Annotated in this window: 22 protein-coding genes, 1 tRNA gene and 3 pseudogenes; 13 read left to right on the plus strand and 13 right to left on the minus strand. The window is 53.2% G+C overall.

The features are described from left to right. From IE090_RS18040 to IE090_RS00905, 5 genes and pseudogenes are all read right to left on the minus strand, one after another. A pseudogene (locus IE090_RS18040) lies at window positions 1-83 on the minus strand (Type I secretion system protein TolC); the annotation flags it as partial. A 236-nt stretch (window positions 84-319) separates the two neighbouring features. After that, window positions 320-1,324 carry a transposase gene (locus IE090_RS00890; protein WP_189386459.1) on the minus strand — a complete coding sequence of 335 codons (1,005 nt, stop codon included), beginning with the start codon at window positions 1,322-1,324 and terminating at the stop codon, window positions 320-322. Window positions 1,325-1,736: 412 nt separating this feature from the next. After that, a complete protein-coding gene (locus IE090_RS00895; RefSeq protein ID WP_189386460.1) occupies window positions 1,737-2,186 on the minus strand; it encodes a hypothetical protein in 450 nt (149 codons plus the stop codon). A gap of 818 nt (window positions 2,187-3,004) precedes the next feature. Further along, window positions 3,005-4,366 carry an RsmB/NOP family class I SAM-dependent RNA methyltransferase gene (locus IE090_RS00900; RefSeq protein ID WP_189386461.1) on the minus strand — a complete coding sequence of 454 codons (1,362 nt, stop codon included), beginning with the start codon at window positions 4,364-4,366 and terminating at the stop codon, window positions 3,005-3,007. Between the two features lie 86 nt (window positions 4,367-4,452). Continuing rightward, the gene (locus IE090_RS00905) at window positions 4,453-5,475 is read right to left on the minus strand and encodes an AraC family transcriptional regulator (protein WP_189386462.1); all 1,023 of its coding nucleotides are present in this window, start codon (window positions 5,473-5,475) and stop codon (window positions 4,453-4,455) included. A gap of 124 nt (window positions 5,476-5,599) precedes the next feature. Between IE090_RS00905 and IE090_RS00910 the strand changes: the two genes are divergently transcribed. Then, on the plus strand, window positions 5,600-6,448 hold the full coding sequence (locus IE090_RS00910; protein WP_189386463.1) for a metal-dependent hydrolase: 849 nt from the start codon (window positions 5,600-5,602) through the stop codon (window positions 6,446-6,448). On the opposite strand, the gene IE090_RS00915 is transcribed toward IE090_RS00910, so the two are convergent. Then, a complete protein-coding gene (locus tag IE090_RS00915) occupies window positions 6,445-7,227 on the minus strand; it encodes a substrate-binding periplasmic protein (protein WP_229815305.1) in 783 nt (260 codons plus the stop codon). The genes IE090_RS00910 and IE090_RS00915 overlap by 4 nt on opposite strands. A gap of 93 nt (window positions 7,228-7,320) precedes the next feature. Here IE090_RS00915 and IE090_RS00920 point away from each other — a divergent pair, with 93 nt between their 5' ends. The 3 genes from IE090_RS00920 to tmpT all read left to right on the plus strand — a co-directional run bounded on the left by IE090_RS00920 (window position 7,321) and on the right by tmpT (window position 9,034). Next, window positions 7,321-7,884 (plus strand): PhnA domain-containing protein, encoded by a 564-nt coding sequence (locus tag IE090_RS00920; RefSeq protein ID WP_189386464.1) that lies wholly within the window; start codon window positions 7,321-7,323, stop codon window positions 7,882-7,884. A gap of 37 nt (window positions 7,885-7,921) precedes the next feature. After that, complete coding sequence (locus IE090_RS00925; RefSeq protein ID WP_189386465.1) at window positions 7,922-8,260, plus strand: VOC family protein; 339 nt, start codon at window positions 7,922-7,924, stop codon at window positions 8,258-8,260. Between the two features lie 114 nt (window positions 8,261-8,374). Continuing rightward, the gene (tmpT, locus tag IE090_RS00930; protein ID WP_189386466.1) at window positions 8,375-9,034 is read left to right on the plus strand and encodes a thiopurine S-methyltransferase; all 660 of its coding nucleotides are present in this window, start codon (window positions 8,375-8,377) and stop codon (window positions 9,032-9,034) included. A 112-nt stretch (window positions 9,035-9,146) separates the two neighbouring features. Here tmpT and tsaA read toward each other — a convergent pair whose 3' ends face one another. Further along, complete coding sequence (tsaA, locus tag IE090_RS00935) at window positions 9,147-9,857, minus strand: tRNA (N6-threonylcarbamoyladenosine(37)-N6)-methyltransferase TrmO (protein ID WP_229815308.1); 711 nt, start codon at window positions 9,855-9,857, stop codon at window positions 9,147-9,149. A 249-nt stretch (window positions 9,858-10,106) separates the two neighbouring features. On the opposite strand from tsaA, the gene IE090_RS00940 reads away from it, so the two are divergent. Then, window positions 10,107-11,699 (plus strand): OmpP1/FadL family transporter, encoded by a 1,593-nt coding sequence (locus tag IE090_RS00940; protein WP_189386468.1) that lies wholly within the window; start codon window positions 10,107-10,109, stop codon window positions 11,697-11,699. Between the two features lie 132 nt (window positions 11,700-11,831). Here IE090_RS00940 and IE090_RS00945 read toward each other — a convergent pair. From IE090_RS00945 to ccoG, 3 genes are all read right to left on the minus strand, one after another. Then, window positions 11,832-11,922, minus strand: a tRNA-Ser gene (locus tag IE090_RS00945). A 69-nt stretch (window positions 11,923-11,991) separates the two neighbouring features. Beyond that, window positions 11,992-13,362 (minus strand): aspartate aminotransferase family protein, encoded by a 1,371-nt coding sequence (locus tag IE090_RS00950; RefSeq protein WP_189386469.1) that lies wholly within the window; start codon window positions 13,360-13,362, stop codon window positions 11,992-11,994. A gap of 327 nt (window positions 13,363-13,689) precedes the next feature. Continuing rightward, window positions 13,690-15,021 (minus strand): cytochrome c oxidase accessory protein CcoG, encoded by a 1,332-nt coding sequence (ccoG, locus tag IE090_RS00955; protein ID WP_189386470.1) that lies wholly within the window; start codon window positions 15,019-15,021, stop codon window positions 13,690-13,692. A 983-nt stretch (window positions 15,022-16,004) separates the two neighbouring features. Between ccoG and IE090_RS00960 the strand changes: the two genes are divergently transcribed. The 6 genes and pseudogenes from IE090_RS00960 (at window position 16,005) to IE090_RS00985 (ending at window position 19,704) form a co-directional block, all read left to right on the plus strand. Then, window positions 16,005-16,814, plus strand: a complete 810-nt coding sequence (locus tag IE090_RS00960; protein ID WP_189386471.1) for a DUF7947 five-stranded beta-barrel domain-containing protein — start codon at window positions 16,005-16,007, stop codon at window positions 16,812-16,814. Window positions 16,815-17,100: 286 nt separating this feature from the next. Further along, a pseudogene (locus IE090_RS00965) lies at window positions 17,101-17,202 on the plus strand (alpha-amylase family glycosyl hydrolase); the annotation flags it as partial. A gap of 103 nt (window positions 17,203-17,305) precedes the next feature. Continuing rightward, window positions 17,306-18,310 (plus strand): transposase, encoded by a 1,005-nt coding sequence (locus IE090_RS00970; protein WP_189386472.1) that lies wholly within the window; start codon window positions 17,306-17,308, stop codon window positions 18,308-18,310. Between the two features lie 219 nt (window positions 18,311-18,529). After that, window positions 18,530-18,895 (plus strand): annotated as a pseudogene (locus IE090_RS00975) (GNAT family N-acetyltransferase); the annotation flags it as partial. A 64-nt stretch (window positions 18,896-18,959) separates the two neighbouring features. Beyond that, complete coding sequence (locus IE090_RS00980; protein ID WP_229815310.1) at window positions 18,960-19,280, plus strand: GFA family protein; 321 nt, start codon at window positions 18,960-18,962, stop codon at window positions 19,278-19,280. A 61-nt stretch (window positions 19,281-19,341) separates the two neighbouring features. Continuing rightward, window positions 19,342-19,704, plus strand: coding sequence for a hypothetical protein (locus tag IE090_RS00985; protein ID WP_189386474.1), 363 nt, complete (start codon window positions 19,342-19,344; stop codon window positions 19,702-19,704). Window positions 19,705-19,926: 222 nt separating this feature from the next. On the opposite strand, the gene IE090_RS00990 is transcribed toward IE090_RS00985, so the two are convergent. Together IE090_RS00990 and katG are read right to left on the minus strand one after the other, a co-directional pair. Then, complete coding sequence (locus IE090_RS00990; RefSeq protein WP_189386475.1) at window positions 19,927-20,388, minus strand: hypothetical protein; 462 nt, start codon at window positions 20,386-20,388, stop codon at window positions 19,927-19,929. 172 nt (window positions 20,389-20,560) lie between these two features. Beyond that, on the minus strand, window positions 20,561-22,756 hold the full coding sequence (katG, locus tag IE090_RS00995; protein WP_189386476.1) for a catalase/peroxidase HPI: 2,196 nt from the start codon (window positions 22,754-22,756) through the stop codon (window positions 20,561-20,563). A gap of 190 nt (window positions 22,757-22,946) precedes the next feature. On the opposite strand from katG, the gene IE090_RS01000 reads away from it, so the two are divergent. Together IE090_RS01000 and IE090_RS01005 are read left to right on the plus strand one after the other, a co-directional pair. Further along, window positions 22,947-23,270 (plus strand): hypothetical protein, encoded by a 324-nt coding sequence (locus IE090_RS01000; protein WP_189386477.1) that lies wholly within the window; start codon window positions 22,947-22,949, stop codon window positions 23,268-23,270. A gap of 82 nt (window positions 23,271-23,352) precedes the next feature. Further along, complete coding sequence (locus IE090_RS01005; protein ID WP_189386478.1) at window positions 23,353-24,063, plus strand: SDR family oxidoreductase; 711 nt, start codon at window positions 23,353-23,355, stop codon at window positions 24,061-24,063. Here IE090_RS01005 and folK read toward each other — a convergent pair. Continuing rightward, on the minus strand, window positions 24,042-24,431 hold the full coding sequence (gene folK / locus IE090_RS01010) for a 2-amino-4-hydroxy-6-hydroxymethyldihydropteridine diphosphokinase (RefSeq protein WP_189386479.1): 390 nt from the start codon (window positions 24,429-24,431) through the stop codon (window positions 24,042-24,044). The two genes, IE090_RS01005 and folK, sit on opposite strands and share 22 nt — an antisense overlap. Between the last annotated feature and the right edge of the window lie 79 nt (window positions 24,432-24,510).

The following is a 24,510-nucleotide window of genomic DNA, read 5'->3' on the forward strand; positions in this document are numbered from 1 at the left end:
AAAGCCCGCCGCACACAGCGTGATACGCAATGATAATAGGGTGTCGCCTCCAAAGAGACTTGCTGTTTTCTGGGCTTGGGCATAATGGCATTCCGACTCTAGAGCAACTGATACGAGCCTAGCTGCTGTGGAGCTGATTGCCATTGAAGTGTCAGGTTAGGGTGGGTGTCTCGTTTGTTTTGCACAGCAACATGACTTTGCGGGAAGAGTGGCTGTAGAAGAGGAAGTGTAATGAATTGCGAGCATCATTGAGCGATTTCGGGTGTGTGTTGCCCTCAGACTGCCCTGATAATGCTGAATGCGGTGGAAGGAGGTGTCGTCAGGCTGATCGGTTGAGTAACGAACGGCAGCGACTGAGTCCAGGCGGGCGCTGATAATTCAGTGTTTCACAGGCTTGGCGCAGTTTTTCTTCACCGCCGGCAAAGGTTTTAAAACAGTCTTCAAAATGCTGGGTCATTTCTAACCATTGTTGGTCATCAATGCCTAAGCGATCGAGAATGGCCGCCGTATTTTTAGCAATGGCGCCGCGTTTATCGTGGCGAATAATGCGGCCAGTCCAGTCGACCAGTTCGAGGTAATCCATCAGCTTCATTTGAATACCCAGCGGTATATTTTGCCGAGGGTTGCCAACGAAGGGTAATAATTCCTTGGGTTGTTGCTTCGGATGGTTGGGCTGCTTGCTCGTTTTTGCTTTTTCTATGCGCCGCTTCACCGAGGTGTGCGCGGATGCTTCCGGCGTGGCTGCCATATTTGCCCGCACCGGGTTAAGGTCGACATAGGCCATGCACGCAGCCAGTGCTGCTTCATCCAAGAGTGCCTGGGATTTAAACCGGCCCTCCCAGAAACGGCCAGTGCACTGATCTTCCTGATTGGCTTCTCGCGCAATGGCCTCGTTCAGCACCCGCATAAACCAGCTGATGCTAGATAACCGTGAGCGCCACTCTTCCACATACATTTGCAGTCGCTTTTGCTCAGCAACGCCCAGCTCGTCACCGTTTATAAAGCGCTGAGACAGCATATTGCCACTAAATAGCGTGTGCCAGCGCTCAATGACTTCCGTGTCGCTCCAGTGATGGGCGCGCTCAGCATCAATAAATAAAACAACGTGGTAATGGTTGCTCATAATGGCATAGGCCGCCACTTCAACGGCAAATACATGCGGCAAAGCCAGTAACTTGTCTTCTAGCCAACCACGGCGATGCTCGTAGCATTGGCCAGTCATATGATCCGTACCACACAGAAAAGCCCGCCGCACACAGCGTGATACGCAATGATAATAGGGTGTCGCCTCCAAAGAGACTTGCTGTTTTCTGGGCTTGGGCATAATGACACTCCAGTTCTGCAGCAGCTGACATCAGCCTAGCTGCTGCGGAGCTGATTGCCATTGAAGTGTCAGGTTAGGGTGGGTGTCTCGTTTGTTTCCGCGAGCCTAGCTGCTGTGGAGCCGATTGCCATTGGATTGTCAGGTTAGGGTGGGTGTCTCGTTTGTTTCTGAGGGTGGGGGTTAGGGTGGGTGTCTCGTTTGTTGTCTGAGCAACTGATACGAGCCTAGCTGCTGTGGAGCTGATTGCCATTGAAGTGTCAGGTTAGGGTGGGTGTCTCATTTACTTATCATCTCATTTACTTATCTCATTTACTTACTACTCCTTGCTCAGAAATACTAACGCCCGCAGCACGCGCGGCTTTGTAGTGAAGGCGCAGCCGAAACGAAAAAGCCGTCGCCGTGCCTGCGATTGTTAGCTTTTATTACGCAAGCGCTTCTCTTCATCTTGTTTCCATTCATTGATCGGGTCTATGGGTTCTTGCTGATAGTGCTTGAGCATCCATTTTAAGAACTTAGCCCGCCGGTCCAGGTCAATTTTTAGTGTTCTTATCTCTCGCCTAATCTCATCAGAGCGGTTGAAGTGGCGATTAAATTCCTCTGGCGTGACCTCATTGTCATTAATAAAATGTTTAGAACCATGTTCGTCACTCGCGATCCTTGTGTTGCCGACGTGTTCAGTATTCCACTCGTGCACGAGTTCAACATGTCGCCGCACGTTAAGCTGAGCTTGTCCGGTTAAAATGTAGCGATTGATAACCCACCAAAGGACAGCATCCCTGACGACAAGAAAAGCTGGTAGTAGAATGTATGTTCCAATCCCCACCAGCATTACTTTGCCTATCGTTGCCCATGATATGTCCATCAAAACCCCTTAAAAAGCTAACAGCTTAATAGTATGCGTGCCTGTTTTACCAGCTAGAACCATTTGAGGTATCTCTGCCAAGCCATTGATTTATAACTGGATGTCTTCCTTTCTTCCACACTTCCTTTGGGAAAAACGTGCATTCCTACTATCCCTTCAGCTAGTGCCCTCAAAGCTCCGGCTTTTAGGCTCCATGCTGCTGATATTATTGATGTTAAGCTATCATTGGGCGAGTCTACCGGCAAGGTTGCTAGGCGACAGATTGTGTCGGCTGTTTAGCTACAGCGCCGTTGTGACAGCGGCTCTAATTTTTAAACTCGCTCTCGCGCCCAGGTTTTCCGCGCCTTAGCAGGCCGCCTGAGTGGGCAATGACTGTGCCCGCAGGGGCTGCCTGGATGGCAGCACCAGCCAACATCCTGCCGGGATGCAGGCTGTTGGCGTTGCGGCGCTAACAGCATTGTTAACGAAGGAAAAACGGCCTGTGCAGCGCAAAGCAGGGAGCTCGCCTGCCCGGCGGAGGGATAAGATCCCTCAAGGAGGGCATGGGGTTTAGCGTTTAAAAAAATCTGCGCTGTTTTGCGGGGTCAGAGCTTGAGCTCTGACCCCAGCTACGAGAGCAAATGGCTAGCGACAACTATCTCGATGTACGCTTTCAGTCGCTCGCCCGCCCGGCGTGAGGGATAAGATCCCTCAAGGAGGGCATAGGGTTTGGCGTTTAAATAGAAATCTGCGCAGCCCAGAAAATTTAAACAACACCCATAAAAAAGCCGCGACATTCACCACGGCTTTTTATTAAAGCGAACAGCGCTTAACTCACATCATAAGCGCTTTAACTTGGCCACAAACATGGTATCAGCGTCCTGCTCAGGCGCGCCGAGCATGGTTTGCTCCAGCAGCTGCCAGCCATCATTTTGTTGCATAAAATCTGCTACTTGCTGCTCGTTTTCTTCCACTTGCCAGCTGCAGGTGGCGTAAAACAGCTCGCCGCCTGGGCGCACGGATTGGCTGGCCAAGGTCAGCAGGCGTTGCTGCAGTGCCATCAGCTCGGCGTTGTCGTCGGCGCTTAAGCGCCAGCGTGCGTCTGGGTTGCGGCGCCAGGTGCCACTGGAGGAGCAGGGAGCGTCGACCAATACTTTATCGAAGCCTTGTTGGCGGGCAATTTCTTGCGGCAATTTCAGCGGCTGCTGGCCATCCCAAACAAAGCTGCGAATGTTCAGTAATTGGCCACGTTTGGCGCGGCGCTTTAATTCGACCAGTTTTTGCTCGTACAAATCGGTGGCAATGACCGCGCCTTTATTGTTCATCTGGCTGGCCAGGGCAATGGCTTTGCCACCGGCGCCGGCGCAAGCATCCCAGATTTTTTCACCCGGCTTGGGTGCCACGGCGGCCACAATGTGTTGGCTGGCTAAATCCTGAATTTCAATAACGCCGGCTTTATACAGTTGGCTCTGGCTTAAGCCGCGGCCGCCTAAAGCGCACAGTTGTTGGCCGCGGCGCTGCACAGAGACTTTTTCTTGCTGCAGTTCACGGGCCACGGCGGCGATGTCTAAGCCGTCGTGGTTGGCAATGGGGTTAATGCGCAACCAAGTAGGCGCTGCTTGGCTTTGCTGTTGCAGCCATTGCTGAAACTGCTCGTCGCTCCACTGGCTGTACTCTTGGCGTTGGCGCAGGGCGGGCATCCAACTAGGGCGAATGCCGTGCCACAATAGCCATGCTGCCGACAGCGGTTGCTCGGCTTGATCGCGAAATTGGCGGAAGACCTCGGTGCGGCGCTCGTAGTTGCGAAAGCCGTCGGGCCAGCGCCAGTTTTCTTGGCAGCGCTGTTGCACCCAATGCCACAGGTGGTGTGGGTCGAGCTGATCGGCGTCGGCGGGTTGCCAGTTTTTATCCCAGGCTTGCCATTGGCCGTCGTTGAGCGCTTGTTCCTGGCGCTGCTGGTGCTCTAGCGCGCATGCCAGCTGTAAAAAACGCTGCGCCTGATAGAGCGCCAGTGCCAATGATGGTTGTTGGCGCAGGGCGGCATTTTTGCCGCTGTGCTTGCGCAGCCAGCGATCCAGTGGAATGGCGTTGGGGCGTTGCAGCCATTGCAACCATAAGCCGCTGAGCTCGCGGTAATGCAGGCGGTCATCGGCTTGTGGGCGACGGGGTTTTTGGCGGGGAACTCGACTGAATCTAGACATGGTCAACTCGTGCTATCGGCTGGTTGCGCCTTATACGGAAAAACGCCGGCGATTGCCAGCCCTGTTGCCCGTCGAAGGGGCGGTGTTCAGCCTTGGCGGCGATAAACAGAGGGGGGCATGCCGGTCCAGGCTTTAAATGCTTTGGTAAAGTTGCTGGCATCAGAGTAGCCCAGTTGCTCGGCGATTTGATCAATAGTGAGGTCGTTGGTGCGCAGCATGTGCCGCGCTTGCTGCTGGCGCAGCTCATCTTTGAGGTGCTGATAACTGGTGTTTTCTTGCTTGAGTTTGCGGTTGAGGGTGGCCATCGACATGTGCAGTTTGCCGGCGACTTGCTCCAGGCTGAGCGGCTGCTGCAGCCGGTCGGCGATTAAGTCGCGCACTTGGTCGCTGACGTTGCGTCGGCCTTGCAGCTCGCGCAATGCCATCTCTAGCTCTTGCTCGGCCATGTGCTCCATGGTGGGGTCAAAAAAGGGCAGGGGCGCTTGCAGTGCTGCGCTGGGCCAAGTCAGGCAGTTGTCGCTGGCGCCGCTGAGTATTTGGCAGTGAGGCAAAATGGTTTGCTCGGCAAGCGGCCAATCCCAACTCAGTTCGATGCAGCTGGCGGTTTGGCCACCTTGGCTGCCAACCAGGGTGCGGCAAATGGTTTCAATGCTGGCTAAAAACGCCAGCACCAAAAACGGCGCGGCGTGCTTGCTGTTGAACTTGGGTTGAATAAACAGCTGGCGCTGCTCGGCATCGGCATGGCGCTGCATGGTGAATATTTGCGCCCGCGTCTCGACGTAGCGCATGACTTTAATCGCGGCGTCGGTCATGGTGGCGCTGTATTGCGCGGCGTAGCCCAAGGCGCCGTGTTTAGAAAGCGTCATGCGCTTGCCGTATTCCAAAGCCAGTTGTGGCTCGGGCAGCAACTGGCAAAAGTTCTCGACACAGCGAACGCCGGACTCATGGCCGACCAATACGCCGGGCTGCAGCAATAGCGATTCTTCCAGCTGTGAGCCGTGCAGTAATTGCTTGGCGCTGATGCCGTGTTCAAAGGCCATTTCGGCCAGCAAAATTAAGTAGTCCGACGAAATTCGATAATGGCCGCGACCGATTGAGCTCGTTTGCATGACGGTGCCTTGTTGTTATTTTTTCACTGCCGTTTGCAAGCATATCACCGGGTTGCGGTCGGGGCACTGTGCCATAGTGACAGCGTCGAACTTCTGACTCCGGACACAATTTGCAGGTGAGCCTATGAATAACAATAAATCGGCATCGACTCCGCACTACCAACCCGAGATTAAACCACGGCGCATGGCGTTTGATACCCAGCCGCCGGCGCGCAAATACACGTTTCGTGATAACTCCTTAGTCAGCACGTTTTTTTATGCGCTATCGGCATTGTTCCCCGATGGTGAGCGCTTTTTTATTCATTCGGTGCGCCATTATCGTGAGCAAATCCTAGACCCAGAGCTGCAGCAGCAAATCAAGGGGTTTATCGGCCAGGAAGCGCATCACGGCGTCTCCCACGAGCAGCTGAACCGGGCGATTGAATCGCTGGGCTTTCCGATGAGCAAGATCACGGGCGCCATGCTAAAGCGCATCGAGTTTTTAAAAACGCTAAGTCACTCGCGCCAGTTGGCGCTGACGGTGGCGATGGAGCATTTTACTGCTTCGCTGGCGGAGTTTTTATTAAAAAACCCAGACATTCTCGATGACGTTGACCCCACCATTCGGCAAATGCTGATTTGGCACGCGGTGGAAGAAATTGAACACAAAGCCGTGGCGTTTGATGTGTATCGTCGCTGTGTGAATAACGAGTTTATGCGCAAGCGGGTCATGGTCATTGCCATGGTGAGTTTGTTCTCGCGTTTGGCTTGGTATCAAGTGCAAATGCTGTGGGCCGATCGTCATTGGCCGAGCCTGCGTGAGTGGCGCGAAGCCTGGCGGTTTTTTTGGGGCAAACGCGGTATTTTGCGCGACAACATGAAGGGGCTGGCAAAGTTCTTTCGAACTGGCTTTCACCCCTGGGATATCGATCAGCAAGCCTTGATCGAGAACTGGCAGCAACGCTTTCCGGATGTGGCGGCGCTGCAGCGTTAGTGCAGCTCGGGGCGAGTGCTTTGAATGGCTTCGTCCACCAGCTGCTGATAGCGACCGCTCTGTTTAAACTGGCGCAAGGCCGCATCAAAGCGGTCGCGAATGGCGGTCAACTGGCGCTGGCGTGAAAACGCAATGTAGCTGTTGGTGCTTTGCAGCGGGGGCTGCAGTATGTGCAATGGCTGCGACAGTTTTACTTGCTGCAGCAAGACGCGCGCGCCAAATTCGTTGTTCACCCACAAGTCAGCACGGCCGTTGCTAACCATAAGGGCACATTGCTCAGCCGAGTTAATGCGGTATACGGTGGCAAAGTGCTGCTGCGTTAGCAGCTGATCCATATAGCTGCCGTAGCTGACGTTGTTGACCGCACACATTGACAAACCATTGCCGGCCTGGCGCCATGCCAGTGGTTTGGGTGAGGCTTGTATCAAACTGATATTTTGTACGAACAGCACTTCTTGGCTGTAATCGGCAAAGCGCTCGCGCTTCGGGGTTTTAAAGGCGGTAAAAATGGCATCGGCGCGCCCGTGTTCGATGTCGCTGATGGCGCGGGCCCAAGGTAAAACGCGCACGTTTATCGTAACACCCATTTCGCTAAATACTTGTTTGACCAGTTGCACGGCAACGCCATCAGGCTCTCCGGCTTGGATATAACTGTAAGGCGGATATTGCAGCGTCACCAGCTCCAGTGGTGGGCGTGGTTCGGCGTGTGCTGCCGGTAGCATCAGGCCAATTAGCCAGCTGATTAATAAACACACACGCATTGCGACGACCTTGTCCATGAAAGAAAGCCTGAGTATAGAGCAGTGGTCACCATCTTCCGACAATGCTGCCCTGCTGTGGCATAATCCCGCCTCTTTTATGTGGAGATCACCATGAGTCTTGAGCAAAGCCTGCGTCAGCGTGCCAACGATCAATGCGAGCTGTGTAGCAGCCCGGATAGCCTAAGTGCCTACTTGTTGCCACCCGACACCAATGCCCGAGTCGATAACAGCGTGTTGTTATGCGGTACTTGCCTGGAGCAAGTGAATGGCGCTGAGTTGCAGCAAAATCACTGGCGCTGCTTGAACGACAGCATGTGGAACAGCGAGCCGGCGGTACAGGTACTGGCCTATCGCATGCTGCAGCGTCTTAGCAGCGAAACCTGGGCGCAGGATTTGCTCGAAATGCTTTACCTGGATGAAGACACGCAAAAGTGGGCAGATCGCGGCCTGGTGGATCTTAACGCTGAGCCCACGTTGGATGCCAATGGCGCCCAACTGGCTGCAGGCGATAACGTAGTGCTGGTTAAAGACCTGGATGTTAAAGGCGCTAACTTTACCGCCAAGCGTGGCACCGCCGTGCGCGGTATTTCATTAAGCGATAACCCCAAGCACATTGAAGGCCGAGTCAATGGCCAGCGCATTGTGATTATTGCCGAGTATGTAAAAAAGTCCTGATGGTGCATGATGGGCGGGTGACTACAAGGAGGTCTATATGATCAATTACATTGAATTCCCCGCTCATAACCTAGAGGCCACTCAGGCATTTTTTGAACAGGTTTTCGGTTGGCAGTTTCAGGCCTACGGCCCGGATTACATTGCTTTTGGTCATTCCGGCACCCCCGGCGGTTTTTATCGCAGCGACAACACCAGCCGTATGGCAAACGGCGCTGCTTTGGTGGTGATTCAAGTCGATGACTTGGAGGCCAAGCTGGCTGAGGTCAAAGCCGCCGGTGGTGATATCTGCCAAGACATCTTTAGCTTCCCCGGTGGGCGGCGCTTTCACTTTATTGAGCCAAGCGGCAATGAACTGTCGGTGTGGTCGGAAGCGTAGGGCTTAGACATTGAGGCTCAGACGTTGAGGCTCAGACATTGAGGTTTGGGCGCTGGCCAGCGAGCGTATTTTGCGCTAGCTTGGCTGGCCCTTACTGATTTGTTGAGTAGTAACGTGGAAGCGCAATTTTGGATCGACAAATGGCAAAAGATGGAAATCGGTTTTCATCTGGATGAAGTTAATAAAGTGCTGCTGAAATACTGGCCAACGCTGAACACCCGGCCACCGCAGCGCGTTTTAGTGCCACTGTGTGGCAAGTCGTTGGATGTGTTGTGGCTGCGCCAGCAAGGGCATTCGGTGGTGGGCATCGAGTTAAGCGACATCGCCCTGACAGAGCTGGCCACCCTGATGACCACCGAGCTGGGCATTGAGCTCAGTTGTGAGCAGCGCGAGCAGGGCAAGGTGTATCAGGGCGAGGGCGTCAACTTGATTGCCGGTGACTTTTTTGACCAGCCCGCCCTTGGCCCCATCGATTGGGTTTATGATCGCGCGGCCTTGGTGGCCTTGCCCGAAAACATGCGCCGCGACTACGCCCGCCAGCTGCGCCATATCAGCGGCAGTGCGCCACAGTTTTTGATTACCCTTGATTATCGACAAGCTCAGATGAGCGGTCCGCCGTTTGCCATCAGTGACGAAGAAGTGCAGCAGCATTACAGCAGTCATTACCATATTGAACTGCTGGAAAGCCGTGAGCTGATTGAGCAAGAGCCGCGTTTTCGTGAGCGTGGCCTGGATTCGTTTGTGCAGCGCGCTTATAAGCTGATGCCGCGTTAGTGTCCTGAGTTAGAAGTGCGCATGCTGTCAGCGTGCCATCCAAGTTCTCTGGCAAGGCGTGTCTCTCGGCCAATGGTCCCATTGGCAAGAGGCAGAACGCAGCCAGAGGGCACTAAGCCTCTAGCCGCAATACGCAGATTGTGTGCGGCTCTGGGTAATGCCATACCAGGTTGAAATCCCATAACCGCACGCCGTATTCGCGCTCGGGCCCAGGTTGTTGATAAGCCGGTTTGGGATCTTGTGCCAGGCATTGCTCAATCACGGCCATTACCGGTTGCTGCAGGCGCTGCTCAGCACTCAGGGCTTGCGCTTTGGCCGTGGGGCTAAAGCGCACCTCAATGTCGGCAGGCGGCATCGGCGCGATGTGATTGTGAGCCTCTTCTACCTGATCGGCGTAAGGCACATAGGGGCGAATATCGACAATCGGCGTGCCATCGAGCAAATCCAGCCCACTTACCACCAATACACCGGGCTCCACTGCGACCAACTCCACCACGCTAAGGCCAAGATTATTGGGCCTGTGAGTGGCGCGTGAGGCAAATACCCCCAATTTTTGATTGCCACCTAAGCGCGGCGGGCGTACCTGCAAATGCGGTTTGTCGGCTTGGGTCAGAGTTTGGTGAAAGACAAAGGTCAGCCACAAATGGCTGACTTGCTCCAAGCCGGCCACGGCTTTGGGGTCATCGTAGGGGGGCAGCAATTGCAATCTGCCCTGGACCGCCGGAGCCAATCTGGGTTGGCGCGGAATGGCGAACTTCTCACGGAACGGTGTGTTAGCAATAGCGATGGGGTGAAGCGCATAGGACGGTGCATCTGACAGCAAAATAACCACCTGATAAACGGCACGGTGTCGGCCTTTAAGAAAAATCCGGCCCAGTATACCAGCCTGCTCAACGAAGGTTTTTGTTGCCTTTGGCTCACTGCTTTGTTTCCCGATGTTACCGGTTTGGCACAAATTGTTACAAATTGGCCTGATGCTGGCTGGCATACTCCGGCCGTTTTTCTCTTTGGTGCGTCAGTGTCTGTACAGCGACCGGCACCCAATAAACATAACAGTAAGGAAAACCCTCAAATGTTGAAGCAAGCGTCTGTGTTAGCAACGGCGGTCGCTCTGGCCAGCCAGGCCATGGCCTCCGGTTATAAAATCAATGAGCAAAGCGCCAGCGGCGTCGGTAACGCCTATGCCGGTCGTGCAGCCGTGGCCGAAGACGCCTCGGTGGTGTTTTATAACCCCGCCGGTATGACTCGTCTTAAGCGCCCAGAGTTAAGTGTGGGTGTGACGTACATTGATGTGAACGGCAGTTTTGAGGGCGAGCGCTTAAACAGTGCCGGTATTTCCAGCGATTTTGAACCCGGCGCTTACGGTGATGGCGGCGATTTTGTGCCGAATCCGACCATTCCTTTTATGTACTACGTGCGCCCGCTGGATGACAAAGCGGCGATTGGCCTGGGCATTTTTGCGCCATTTGGTACCCACACTGATTACGAATCCAATGCGCTGGTGGGTGGTTTTGCCGATGAAACCAAGCTCACCACCATCGACATTCAGCCGACCTTTGCTTACCAGCTGACCGACACTCTTTCTATTGGTGTGGGCATCGACATCGTATTTGCAGAAGGCCTGCTGTCTAAGCAGCTCGACACTGTGCCGTTCGTGCCAGACGCGTATGTGCAAGGTGCGCAAATGCAGCTGAATAACAGCGGCCTGGACCCGAACTCAGCAGCCTTTATTCAGCAGCAGGCCAAAATTGATGCCATTTCTGGCCTCAATGACCCCAGCTACATGGGCTACGACAACAAGTTTGAAGTGGAAGGCGATGACCGCGGTTATGGCTGGAACTTCGGCGTGATGTGGGACATCAGCCCAGCCACCACCTTTGGCTTTGCCTATCGCTCAGAAATTGACCTTGATTTAGAAGGCACCGCCGAGTTTAAGCAAAACCAAGGCGTGCAGGTGTTTGCGCCTGAGCTGAAAGGCCATCCGTTACTCGATGCCGACAATAACGGCGTGGTGCTGGCGGACGCGGCTATTGCCGCCAAAAATGGCGAGCTGTTTGGTTTGAGCGACGCTGAGCTGGTGCAAACCGTGCAAGGTTTTAGCGGCGAAGTAAAAGATCAAGACGCACGCGTGCCTTTGACTACGCCGCGCTCTGCCACCTTTAGCTTGGCGCACCGCATTAACGACCGCGTGCAATTGCAAGGCGGCGCGACTTGGACGGACTGGTCGGTATTTAAATACTTCGACGTGATCGCCACTCGCTCAGGCATCATTGATGACATCAGCGGTCTGGGCGAAAACTACATTGGCCACATCGTAGAAAAATGGCACGACACTTGGTCTTATGCGTTGGGCGCTAGCTACCAGGTGAACCACAACTGGCTGCTGCGTGCTGGCTATGCCTTTGATGAGTCGCCAGTGGCCGAGCAACACCGCACGGCGCGCGTGCCTGACAACGACCGTCAGTGGCTGACCGCCGGTGCAAAATACAAGGTCAATGACGACATCAGTTTTGATCTGGGCTTGGCCTACTTGCTGATTGATGAGTCGGATTTGAACGAGTACGACTACGACCTAGACGACAAGGTTAAAGGTCTGCAAAACGCGACCGGCACCTACGATATGGATGCCCTGGGCGTGTCATTGCAAATGAACTACCGCATGTAATGGCAGCGGCTTCGACGTAAACAGTGAGTGAAAAAACCGGGCTTTGCCCGGTTTTTTTGTGCGTTTATAACGTCGACATAAAAAGCAGGCATAAAAAAAGCCGCTGCATTTCTGCAGCGGCTTTTTTGAATATGGCGGAGGGATAGGGATTCGAACCCTAGATAGGCTATTAACCTATGCCGGTTTTCAAGACCGGTGCTTTCAACCGCTCAGCCATCCCTCCAAGCGGCGCGTACTTTACTACAACCAGAATAAAAGTAAAGAGCCGCGCTTCAAAAGTATTGGGTGCGCTTTAGGCGTCGCTGTTTTCTGTGCTGGTATTTTGAGCAGCAATGGCCTCGCCCAGCGCCTCATCGGCAACCTGCTCAAGCCATGCCAAGTCTACGCTTTGGTGCGCTTCGCAAATAAACCAAGGCTCGCGAGAATCTGGCTCCAGCATAATGCCTTTGGCAATTAAACGGTGGGCAAAGGCGGTGTACAGCTCGCTGTTGGTTTGCTTCCAATCGCGATAATTGTGCGGCACATCTTGATCGGCACGGGTATTAAAGTGAATGCCAAACATCGAATCTGGGCCAGCGAATTTATGCTCGATGCCATGCTTGCTAAACACCCGCGACAGCACTTGCTGAATGGCCGCACCGGTTTGATGAATGGTGGCCAGGGCGTCTGTGTCTTTTAACACGCTTAAGGTGGCCTTAGCCGCGGCCAGGGCGATCATATTGGCGGTGTAAGTACCGCCGTGGGTGACGCCGCCTGTGCCGGAGTGAATGGTGTTCATGACATCAGCGCGGCCACCAAACGCCGCCACCGGGTAGCCGTTGCCCATGGCTTTGGCGAAGGTGGTGAGGTCGGCATAAATGCCATACAGCTGTTGCGCGCCACCTTTAGCAACGCGAAAGCCCGTTTTGACTTCATCAATAATCAGCAGGGCGCCGTGGGCATCGCACTGATCGCGCAGGGCTTGCATATAAGCCTGGCTGGCGGCGATGGAGCCACAGTTGCCCATGATGGGTTCAATCACAATGGCGGCGATGTCATGGCCGACGCGCTTGAATACATCAATCAGGGCGGCTTCGTCGTTGAGCGAGATGGTTTCTAAATGCTCGCGGCTGGCTTCGGGAATGCCAATGCCAAAGGCTTTGATCTCTGGCGCGCTGTCGCCTTGTGGTTGCCAGTTATCGACATCTGGCTTCCACATCATTTCGTCATACAAGCCATGAAAGCCGCCTTCGACCACTACGATTTTATTGCGGCCGGTAAAGCCCCGTGCGGTGCGCACGGCGCCTAACACCGCTTCGGTACCGGAGTTGGCAAAACGCATTTTTTCGATTTGCGGGCACAGGCTTTTCACCAGTTCGATGACTTCTGCATCCAGGCCCGTTGAAAAGCCAGACATGGTGCCGATGTTGGTGATGGCGTCGATCACGGCGTTGTCGATGCGGGCATCGCGATAGCCCAAAATGATCGGCCCATACGCCAGGCGAAAATCAACAAACTCTTGGCCGTCGACATCGGTTAGCCGACAGCCCTTCAGCGATTCAACAAACACCGTGTTGTCATCGCCCCAGTAGCGATAACTGTCGGCAACGCCCATCGGCATATGAGTGTGAGCGGTCGCTAACAGGGCGTCGCGTTTTGGCTTGGGGGTATCGGCTGTGGTCATGGCATCGTCTCTGAGCGGCACGAGTGGGTAAAAAAATAAGGCGCGATGATACGCGTTGGTGGCGGCGATTCAAATGTCGCTAAGCATGGCTTGGCAGGAATGTGACTTCGCTACTATTTGCTATTAGGGAGAATCTAAAAAGGCCTGCTCGGTAGCGAAATGAAACCGAGCAGGCAAAGGCGGGAACAGGAGGAGTTACCGCGCGAGGAGGAAAGGGGGAGTCCGTTATATGAGAGCCGGCCAGTGGCACGGCTCTGGGTTAAATGCTCGACAGCCTGCTTAGTTGGCTGCCTGTTTAGTTGGAGGCCTGATTAATTGGCAGCCTACTTAGTTGGAAGCCAAGGTACGGCGATACGGATTCATAAACTTCAACTGCTCGACGGCTTGCTGATCGCCATGCTGAATGCGAATGCTGACTTGCTCATCGGCAAAGTCGAGGTCGCGTTCAATGGCAATATCGGCACTGCCGCGCGCACCCGGTTGCAAGTGCATTTCACCCAGGCTTTGCTCGCCGTCGAAGATCACCACGGTCACCGCTTCTTGTTTGCGGTTGTGCACTTTGACGGTGTAGTTGTTTTCCACCGTATCCGACGGTGTTAATTGGTACATGCGCTGGCGATCGCGTTCGCTGCTGATATCAATATCAGGCGACATCATCGGCAAGCTCATGGCCAGCACAAAGGCCACGCTGGCGGCGGCGCCATAGCCCCACAAGCGCCAGCGCTGGGCAGCGGTGAGTTGCTCTTCTGGCTCATAAGCGATCAAACCGGTGGGGCGATTTAAGGTTTCCATAATCGAGTCGCAGGCATCGACGCAGGCAGCACAATCAATGCAGGCAATTTGCAAGCCGTCGCGAATATCAATGTTGGTTGGGCACACCTGCACACACACGCCGCAATCAACACAATCGCCCAAGGCTTCGCCGTTGGCGCCTTTTTTGCCGCGTGGCTCGCCGCGCTCAGCGTTGTAGCGCACGGTGTAGGTTTGGGTATCGAACATCACAGACTGGAAGCGCGAGTATGGGCACATATGAGTGCATACGCGCTCACGCAGCCAGCCGGCATTTAAAAAGGTAAGTGAGCCAATAATCACCACCCACGTTGTCGCCACGGCAGAAAAATCCCCTTGTTTAACGTCGGCCCACCAATGTGCCAGCGGGTAAAAATAGCTCAGCGCCGTAATGGCCGTGGCCAGGGCCAAAGCCGCCCACACCACATACTTAACGCCGCGACGCAGCTTTTGCAGGCCACTGCCTTTGCCTTGATCTAACTTGCGACGTTGGTTGCGCGAGCCTTCGATTTTTTCTTCCAGCCAGATAAATAAAAACGTCCACACGGTTTGCGGGCAGCTATAACCACACCACAAACGCCCGGCGTACATAGAAACAAAAAACAGCGCAAAGGCACTGCCGATCATCACCGGCGTTAACAGCAATAAATCTTCTGGCCACAACAGCCAGCCAAAAATATGAAACTCTTTTTGATTAATATCGAGAAATACGGCCGGCTCGCCATTCCAGCTGAGCCAAGGAGTCAAAAAGAAAAATGCCAGTAATGGCCAACTAACAGCACGACGCCAGTTACGGAAGCGACCGGCGAACAAACGCACGCGATGCGGTAGCGGAGCATCGGTGGCAATCACACGGGAATTGGATGGCATGGCAAGCCTCATTATTTAAATCACGGTATCGCCGCCCTAAGTACATAAAGCGTGCCAGCGATGCCGAGGCCGACTGGCTGGGCTTGGTGGTGATAGTGAGCATTTACAAGCAGAAGTGTGGCACGGTATATGGGCGCGATATATCGCGTAGCGCGCTATATCGTGGGTGAATCGGCGGCGCTTGAGTTGTTTGGCGATGTGGGTCTCAGCCAAAGGTATGGTAGTTGTCGGTGGAGGCGGGTGATGGGAAAGCTTAGCGCGGTCTAGATGCTCTATGCACTGCTTGAGGTTATCCCTTTTGCTGGGCGGGCGAGCGACTGAAAGCGCACATCGAGATAGTTGTCGCTAGGCATTTGCTCTCGTAGCTGGGGTCAGAGCTGAAGCTCTGACCCCGCAAAACAGCGCAGATTTTTTTAAACGCTAAACCCTATGCCCTCCTTAAGGGATCTTATCCCTCACGCCGGGCGGGCGAGCTCCCTGCTTTGCGCTGCGCAGGCCGTTTCCTTCGTTGTCAATGCTGTGGTCGCCGCAACGCCAACAGCCTGCATCCCGGCAGGATGTTGGCTGGTGCTGCCATCCGGGCAGCCCCTGCGGGCACAGCCATTGCCAACTCAGGCGGCCTGCTAAGGCGCGGTCAACCTAGACGCGAGAGCGAGCAATCAGCAAAGATGGTGATGAGCCTTATACAGCCAGTATGTTTCCGCAGGAGACAAGGAGCAGGCACGTTTTTCAGTCAGCTTGCCTGTATTTTCTCAGGGTGGTAGCTTAAATGACCGATAAGTCAGTGAGTTGGCATTGTCGCGTCAGAAATTTGAGGCACGGATAGCAGGCAAGCACGTTTTCCTAGGAAGAAATGTGCGAGAAAAGAAGATATCCAGTGTAAATCAATGGTTTGGCAGAAAGAGCGCGAATAGTTCTAGCTGGAAAAACAGGCGTGCACACTATTAAACTGTTGGGTTTACTTAAAAGACAGGGAGGGACTCTTGACTAAGATTACCTTTGCAATCAAGTATCATTACGGGGATGCTGAACAAGGGCGCTTGGATATGTACGATGCAGCGGTGTCGTTCCAAGGTTTTGCAAAAGCATTATCTATTACAGCTCATGCTTTATTGAATGATGGAGAAATTCGAAGGAAAGGGCATAGCATTCAAGGTGGCGAGCTCTTTATAAATCCTTCTCGAAAGGGCAGCTTCGAGCAAATTGTCACTTTTATTATCACTAACCCCGAATCTATTGGTGCTAGCGTTGCGGCTGCAGCTTTTTATGATTTAATAAAATGGACATGGTCAAAGACTCTCGATTTAGTCTATGAACCAGAGACTGCTCATGTTAAGAAGTTGTCTGAACGTATAGAGCCATTTATAGGTGAGATGGAGGAGGTTCTTGAAGTACCTCTTGAGCAAGCTCATCGCCCTATCAAACAAAACCCTGAAATGGTCATAGCGTTAAATAGGCAAAGAGTTGGTGAAGTGATTAGATTGGATGCTGAAACGCTAAAAAGCGTTTCCCTCCGCACGGAGCCCGAAGTAACAGAAAATATCAAAGGGAACATCACGCGATACAATATACTGTCAGGTTATGGGCGATTTTACGATGATGATCTTGAGAGAACAGTCTCTTTTAAAGTAGAGGAAGATGTTAGTTCAACTCAAAAGCAGTTACTCACATGGTCTATGCACTACGCTCAAGAATCTGAAGGTGGTGGGAAAATATTGATTGATGCAAAACGAATTTTAACAGCTAGAGGCGTTGTTAAACGATATGTTGTATCTAGCATTCGGCAGGCATAAATCTAAGGTACCTCTGAAAAACACCACAAAATAGGCGATAATCCATCTTCCAGTTAGCAAGGGCAGGAATATGTCACAACTCAGCTTCTCCGATGCCGAAGGCCAGGCCAAAAAACGTAAGGTGACTCGCCGAGTAATAATCAGGACAGTCTCAATAAGAAAGCTGCCTGATAATAATTAGGACAGTCTAGATAAGAAAACTGGTCTTGATAAGAAAACTGCCTGATGGCTGCGCCTAAATCTACTGGCTAGGCTGTAAGCAGATCCTGTTCACTGGGAGTCAGCCATGCCTAAACCGCGCAAAGAACTCGTTTCTCTGGAGGCCACGCCGTATTATCACTGTGTCTCACGCTGTGTGCGGCGTGCGTTTTTATGCGGCTTTGATCAGGAAGGGTAATAATCAGGACAGTCTTGATAAGAAAACTGCCTGATGGCTGCGCCTAAATCTACTGGCTAGGCTGTAAGCAGATCCTGTTCACTGGGAGTCAGCCATGCCTAAACCGCGCAAAGAACTCGTTTCTCTGGAGGCCACGCCGTATTATCACTGTGTCTCACGCTGTGTGCGGCGTGCGTTTTTATGCGGCTTTGATCAGGAAGGGCGCAGCTTTGAGCATCGCCGAGGCTGGATTGAGTCATTGCTACTGGAGCAAGCCCAAGTCTTTGCCATAAACATTGCAGCCTATGCAGTGATGTCGAATCACTTTCATGTGGTGCTGCATGTCGCGCAGGGCCAGGCTGCGAGCTGGTCTGTACGTGAAGTGATTGAGCGCTGGCACCGGCTGTACAAAGGTAATGCTTTTACTCAACGCTATCTGTTAGGAGAAGCACTGAGCTCGGTGGAAGAGCAATTAGTTGAAAAGTACGCCAACGAATGGCGCGAGCGTTTAACCTCCATTAGCTGGTTTATGCGCCGTTTGAATGAAAAAATTGCGCGCATGGCCAACGAAGAGGACGAATGTACTGGCCATTTCTGGGAAGGTCGTTTTAAATCTCAGGCGCTGCTCGACGAAAAAGCACTGGCTGCCTGCATGGCCTACGTGGATTTAAACCCTATTAGAGCAGGCATGGCGAAAACACCAGAAACGTCTGATTATACTTCGATCAAAAAACGTAGCCGTAAAGCACAGCAAGCCAACTCACCCAATCATCGGTTCCAACAAGTCCCTGAGCTATTTAACTTCGCTGGTAACCCTCGTGAAAAAATGCCGGAAGGCATCCCAATGCAGTTAACCGACTACATCGACTTGGTGGACTGGACAGGCAGACAAATACGCGACGATAAACGCGGTCATATCGACCAAAGCTTACCACCCGCGTTGCTCAGGCTGGGGATTGATCCACAACACTGGCTGGTGATGACGCAGCAGTTTGAAAGCCAGTTTAAAGGCCTGGTGGGCAGTGCTCAGCAGCTAAAGGCCAAACTGAGCTGCTTTTTCCAAGATAGCAAACAACATCGAACGGCTGGCATCGGAGCTTGCCAGCAGCTTCTGACTTAACAGAAGTCAGTAAAATCTCTGCATCAAAAACCTGTTTGTTCAACAAGCATGGGTTATCTTTGTCTGAAACTCTCTCTCGGTAGCTAAATCACTTTTTGACTCATTGATAGACGGTGTTCAAGGCGGCCAGTGATTAAGTTCAGCAAGAAACCGCCATTCTTATCTTAGCGTGGCTGTCTTGTTCTCTGATTCCCCGGCTGGTTTGACCGGCGTGAAGCTGTAGTGCTGGCGATTACATTGGCGGATTCGGGCGAGCTGGTAGGTGCGATCAGCATTACCCAGATGAAGCAAAGTCGTGGCAATCTTGGCTACTGGGTCGGCGTGCCGTACTGGGGGCGGGGCATCTGCAGCGCAGCGGCGGCGTTAATGATAGATTACGGCTTTGCCGAACTAAAATTAGCGCAACTGTACGCTCAACATTTGCCCCATAATCCGGCCTCTGGCAAGGTTATGCTGAAAAATGGCTTTACCTATCAGGCCGATGTGGTCGTCGGGCCAGACACGTTAAAATACTATGAGTTGAATGCCAGCGAGTGGCAAAAACTGACATTGGATAAGCAGGAGAAAAACGATTGGAACTCGTGAAGTTGATGGTGTAAGGGTCGCTGACTAACATAAGGCCGGCTGTCATTGCGGCAGTGTTTAAATCGTGTTTGATTTACCGAATGGTTTAGAAGAGCTGCGTCGTTGTGACTGCTCTTTGTGTCGCCGCTGTGGGGCCATTACTGCCTCTATGCCGTTATCTGGCATTACCATTATGAAAGGCGAAGATCAGCTAAAGCTGTACCAGTTTAACACCCTGACGGCTAAGCACTATTTTTGTCAGAATTGTGGCATTTATACCCACCACCAACGCCGCTCAAACCCAAGTCAGTACGGCTTTAACGTCGCGTGCTTAGAAAGCATTAACCCGCTTAAGCTGGGTGATATAGCGACCAATGATGGTGTAAATCATCCTGCGGATAGATAATGTTGACGGCTTGAACCAGAGATATCTGGCTAAATGCTTGCACTGAGTAAAGGGGAAAACAATGGCGAAAGTAAAAGAATCCACTAAAGCAGTTTTGCTATCTACCTTGGTTTTCCCAGGCATGGGGCATTTTTATCTGAAAAAGCCGCTGGCTGGCGTAATGCTGTTCGGGGCTTCGACGGTGTGTTTATTTTACATATTGACCACCGTCGTTTCTGTCACCAAGAAAGTGATGGCCAATATTACCGTTGCTGATCTACCGTTGGATATCGCGCAAATAACCGAGTTGGTACAGCAATCCATGGCGGCTGTGGATGGCAGTAGCGCCAACACCGCTACTTGGGTATTAATCGTGCTCTGGGTCATAGCAGCGTTGGATGCCGCACGATTAGGTAGGGCAGTGCAGCAAGCAAAAGAGCTGTAACAGGCGTGCCGAGCTGCGCGCGGCTTTTTGTTAAATGTCGCTATCGCCCGAGCGATGCCATTTTTTATATCGCTTTTTATAGCGCGACCTGTTTGGGGGTCGAAAAATCCTGCGTCCTCCCTCAAGCATCTTACCCATCACGCTGGCGCTAGTATCCTGAGCCAATAGCAGAGCTTTTGGCTATGTCCCGAGTGCAGGACCCTTAGGCGGCAGGGCGTCAGGCTAATAGCGCTCGATCAGATGGCCAAAAATGGTGATGATCACGACTAATGCGTTGGTGCTGTTGTTGAAGGTAATCTGGCTGTCCACCAGAAATTGGTAGTGTTGATTTTGTTGGCCACTAAAAGTGACGCGAATATCGTCGACACGGCGTGGTGTGTTGGCGGGGAGTTGTATATGTGCCTGGGGATTTAGTGAATTTTCCATAAGGAAGTCAAAATAAATATCCTGCGGCTGATGCTTGGCTGAGTTAGCGGCAATGCACAGTTCATGTGACTGAGTACCGGCAATCAAATGGCTGCGGCTGCCAGGTGGCAGGAGGACATTGTCTTGGAGGGCAATCATGCCATCAGTGGGCTCCGGTACGCGCAAGCAGCGGTCGTTGTGACAGAAGTTGCTAGGCTGGCAGCGCCAGCTGTAGCGAGTGTTGTTAACAATGATGAGGCGAAAGACGTTGCTGTGCACAGGTGACCTCGGCGCCGCTTGGGCTGGTGAGGAAATGAGTCAAAACGTGAGCCTAGCGCAAATAACCTCATGTATATTATGGTTGTCGGGTATGGCAGGGCTTGTCGTACAAGCACAGCATTGGCTAGTACAGGGGGCGAGTGCAGGGGCCGGCGCTTCCGGCCCCTTGACGCTAGGTGTGCTGAAGGTTGTTCAAGTCAAAGCGATCGGCATTCATGACTTTATTCCAGGCACGGATAAAGTCATGCACGAATTTTTCGCGGTTATTGTCTTGGGCATACACTTCGGCATAAGCCCGCAAAACAGAGTTGGAGCCAAACACTAAGTCGACTCGAGTGGCGGTCCAGCGTGTGGCGCCTGTGCTGCGCTCTACCAAGGCGTACTCATTTTTGCCGCTAGGCTGCCAGCGGTAGGCCATGTCGGTCAGATTAACGAAGAAATCATTGCTCAACACGCCGACACGATCGGTAAACACACCGTGGGCGCTGCCGCCATGATTGCTGCCTAATACGCGCATGCCACCAATCAGCACGGTCATTTCCGGCGCGGTTAAGCCCATTAATTGCGTGCGATCAAGCATTAACTCCTCAGGCTGCACGGCGTAGTCTTCTTTTAGCCAGTTACGGTAAGCATCGTGCAGCGGCTCTAGCACGGCGAAGGAGTCGGCGTCGGTATCTGCATCGGTAGCGTCGCCGCGTCCGGCATAAAAGGGCACGGTCACATGTACGCCTGCGTCGCGTGCGGCTTTTTCTACGGCCGCACAGCCACCCAGCACGATCAGGTCGGCCATGCTGACTTGGGTGCTCAGTTGTGCTTGTACGGAGCCTAGGGCCGTCAGCACTTTTTGCAGGCGCTCTGGCTCGTTGCCCAGCCAGTCTTTTTGCGGCGCTAGGCGAATACGTGCGCCGTTGGCGCCACCGCGGTAGTCGGACTGGCGGAAGGTGCGCGCACTGTCCCAAGCGGTGGCAACTAAGTCGCCGACGCTGAGGCCGGTGGCGAGAATGCGCTGCTTCAAGTCGGCAATGTCGGCATCCGACAAACAATAATCAACGCTCGGTACTGGGTCTTGCCAGATTAAATCTTCAGCGGGAACATCGGTGCCTAAATAACGAGTCTTGGGGCCAAGGTCACGGTGGGTGAGCTTAAACCAAGCGCGAGCAAATACATCGGCAAAGTAGTCTGGGTCGTTGTAAAAACGCTCGGAGATTTTGCGATATTCTGGGTCCATTTTCATGGCCATATCGGCATCGGTCATGATGGGGTTGCGACGCGTTTTACCGTCTTCGGCGTCAACGGGCATGTCCTCTGTCTTGATGTTGATTGGCTCCCATTGCCAGGCGCCGGCTGGACTTTTTTGCAGCTCCCAGTCGTAGTTGAGCAACAAATGAAAGTAGCCGTTATCCCACCGGGTCGGGTGTGTAGTCCAAGCGCCCTCAATACCGCTGGTGACGGTATCGCTGCCAACACCGCGCTGTTTGTGGTTGTTCCAGCCTAAGCCTTGTTCATACACATCGGCGGCTTCTGGGTCTGGGCCCAGTTGGCTGGCATCGCCATTGCCATGGCACTTACCAACGGTATGGCCGCCGGCAGTGAGGGCGACGGTTTCTTCGTCATTCATCGCCATGCGAGCAAAGGTTTCACGCACGTCATGAGCGGTTTTGAGTGGATCAGGCTGGCCGTCGACACCTTCTGGGTTGACGTAGATCAGCCCCATCATGACGGCTGCCAGTGGGTTCTCCAAGTCGCGGTCGCCAGAATAGCGGCTTTCGGGTTGGTCGCTGCTGGCCAGCCATTCTTTTTCTGAGCCCCAATAAACATCTTTTTCTGGGTGCCAAATGTCTTCCCGCCCACCGCCGAAACCGAAGGTTTTCAACCCCATGGACTCATACGCCATGTTGCCCGCCAGAATGATTAAATCGGCCCATGAGATGGCATCGCCGTATTTCTTTTTAATGGGCCACAGCAGGCGCCTAGCTTTGTCGAGGTTGGTGTTGTCGGGCCAGCTATTGAGTGGAGCAAAGCGTTGGTTGCCGGTATTGGCACCGCCACGGCCATCGGCAACGCGATAGGAGCCGGCGGCGTGCCAAGCCATACGAATCATTAAACCGCCGTAGTGGCCCCAGTCGGCAGGCCACCAGTCTTGGCTGTCGGTCATCAGTGCTTTTAAGTCAGCTTTTAAGGCCTCTAAATCCAGCTCAGCAAAGGCTTGGGCGTAGTCGAAGTCGTCACCCATGGGATTGGTCTTGCGATCGTGCTGGTGCAGGATGTCGAGGTTTAAAGCGTTGGGCCACCAGTCCATATTGGTCTGGCCACTGTGGGTGAGGGCGCCGTGCATCACGGGGCATTTGCCGCTGCTGGAATGGGACATGTCTCGCTCCTTGTATTTGAGGTGTGAACACAGCATAGATGGCGTTTTGTGATAGTTGTACTGAATTAGATCTATCGACTTGATCGTCAGGCCCTATGTGGAGGTTATCTAACCGCGTGTTACTTCTGGCTCTTTGAGCGGCATGTTTACTCTATGATCTCGGTTTTATGGTTAAAAGCGAGGGCGGTTTATGTTGCAACAGAAGCAGGGAGAGTCGTTGCCGGGCGAGCTGAGTACAGCGGTGCGTTTAGTGACGCTATTGTCACTGGTGCCAGTAGAGCCACACCGCATCAATACAGTCACCTTGGAGCAAAAATTGTTTGAACTGGGCTACGACGTCAGTGCCCGCACCATACAGCGTGATATGAAAAAGCTGCACGAAGCAGGAATCTTTGGCCTAGCATGCGATACGCGTACACGGCCTTATCGCTGGTTTGTGTGCGATCAACTGGTCCAGCATCAGCGGCCTAGGTTGAGCTTGGTGCACAATTACGAAGATGCACGCGTCGGTTGAACTCTGGCCATTTGTTGCTTTCTGACTGTTTGCTTTACAGTGCCGGGTGTTTCCGGAGTTATGTATTGAGTAAGAGGCAACAATGAGCAAACGCATTTTTATTACCGGCGCCGGTCGGCGCATGGGCAAGCAATTGGCGCAACACTGGCTGCAGCAGGGCTGGCAAGTAGTGGCTCACTACAACACGCACAGCGAGCTTGCGCCGCAGCCGAATCTGGTGCAATTACAGGCGGATTTATCCGACCCTCAAGCGGTACAAGCCTTGGCGCAACAAGTGGCTGAGTGTGGGCCACTGGATGCCATGATTCATAACGCCAGCTGCTTTACGCCCGATGGAGCAGCTGAGGATGGTATTGCTCACTTTAACCGCCACTTTCATGTTCATGTGCTAGCACCGGAGTTGATTTTCCAGCAGGTCGAATGGGCAGCCGGAGCTGCCGCGGTCACCATCAGTGATATTTATGCTGACATTCCTAATCAGCGCTTTGCGGTGTACTGCGCCTCGAAGGCGGCATTGCAAAATTGGTCGTTGAGCATGGCACAGCGGTTATCAGGCCAAGTACGAGTGAACGTCATTCAGCCTGGGCCGATTCAGTTTTTGCCGGAACACGATGAAGCCTATCGCCAAAAAGTGCTGTCGCAATCATTAATAAAACATGAACTGGGCTATCAAGCAGTGGTCGACAGCGCTGATTTTTTAATTAGTAACGCCGCCATTACCGGCACCGTGATGCGTGTTGATGGCGGCCGCTTTGTGGCTAATCGCTACGATCAAACCTTCTCAGACCAGTAGTCTTGCACCTGCCGATAATAGCTGTCTTCTAAAGGCAGCTGACGACAGGCTTCAAGGCTATTGGCTTGGCCAAGAATATCGAGGTCAATGGTGCGGTCTTTGGTTTTGCGGCTGGGGCTTTTCGGCTCTCGGCCCATGGCCACTTCGATGCGTTGCAAGCGGTGTTTCACCATGGTCGGCGGCAGCGCGCAGCGCAATATCACCAGTTGGTTGCAAAAGCTACCACTGAAGCTGCTGCCTTCGGCAGGCGTTTCAACGATATCGGATTGGTCAATGACTTGGCCTAGAGCGGCTAGCTTGGGCTGCGCCTGTTGCAAGTTGTGGCGAGGATTAATATTGCTGCCCAAACCGAGCAAGTAGTAAGGCATAGTGGTGTTTCATTCCTATGGCTGAAATCGAGTCGGCGTCAGTGGCGACACTGGCGCTCCATTGTTTGAGTAAAGAGGT

Origin of the sequence: Bacterioplanes sanyensis, assembly GCF_014652515.1 — a bacterium.
In the GTDB taxonomy this organism is placed as follows: Bacteria; Pseudomonadota; Gammaproteobacteria; order Pseudomonadales; family Oceanobacteraceae; genus Bacterioplanes; species Bacterioplanes sanyensis.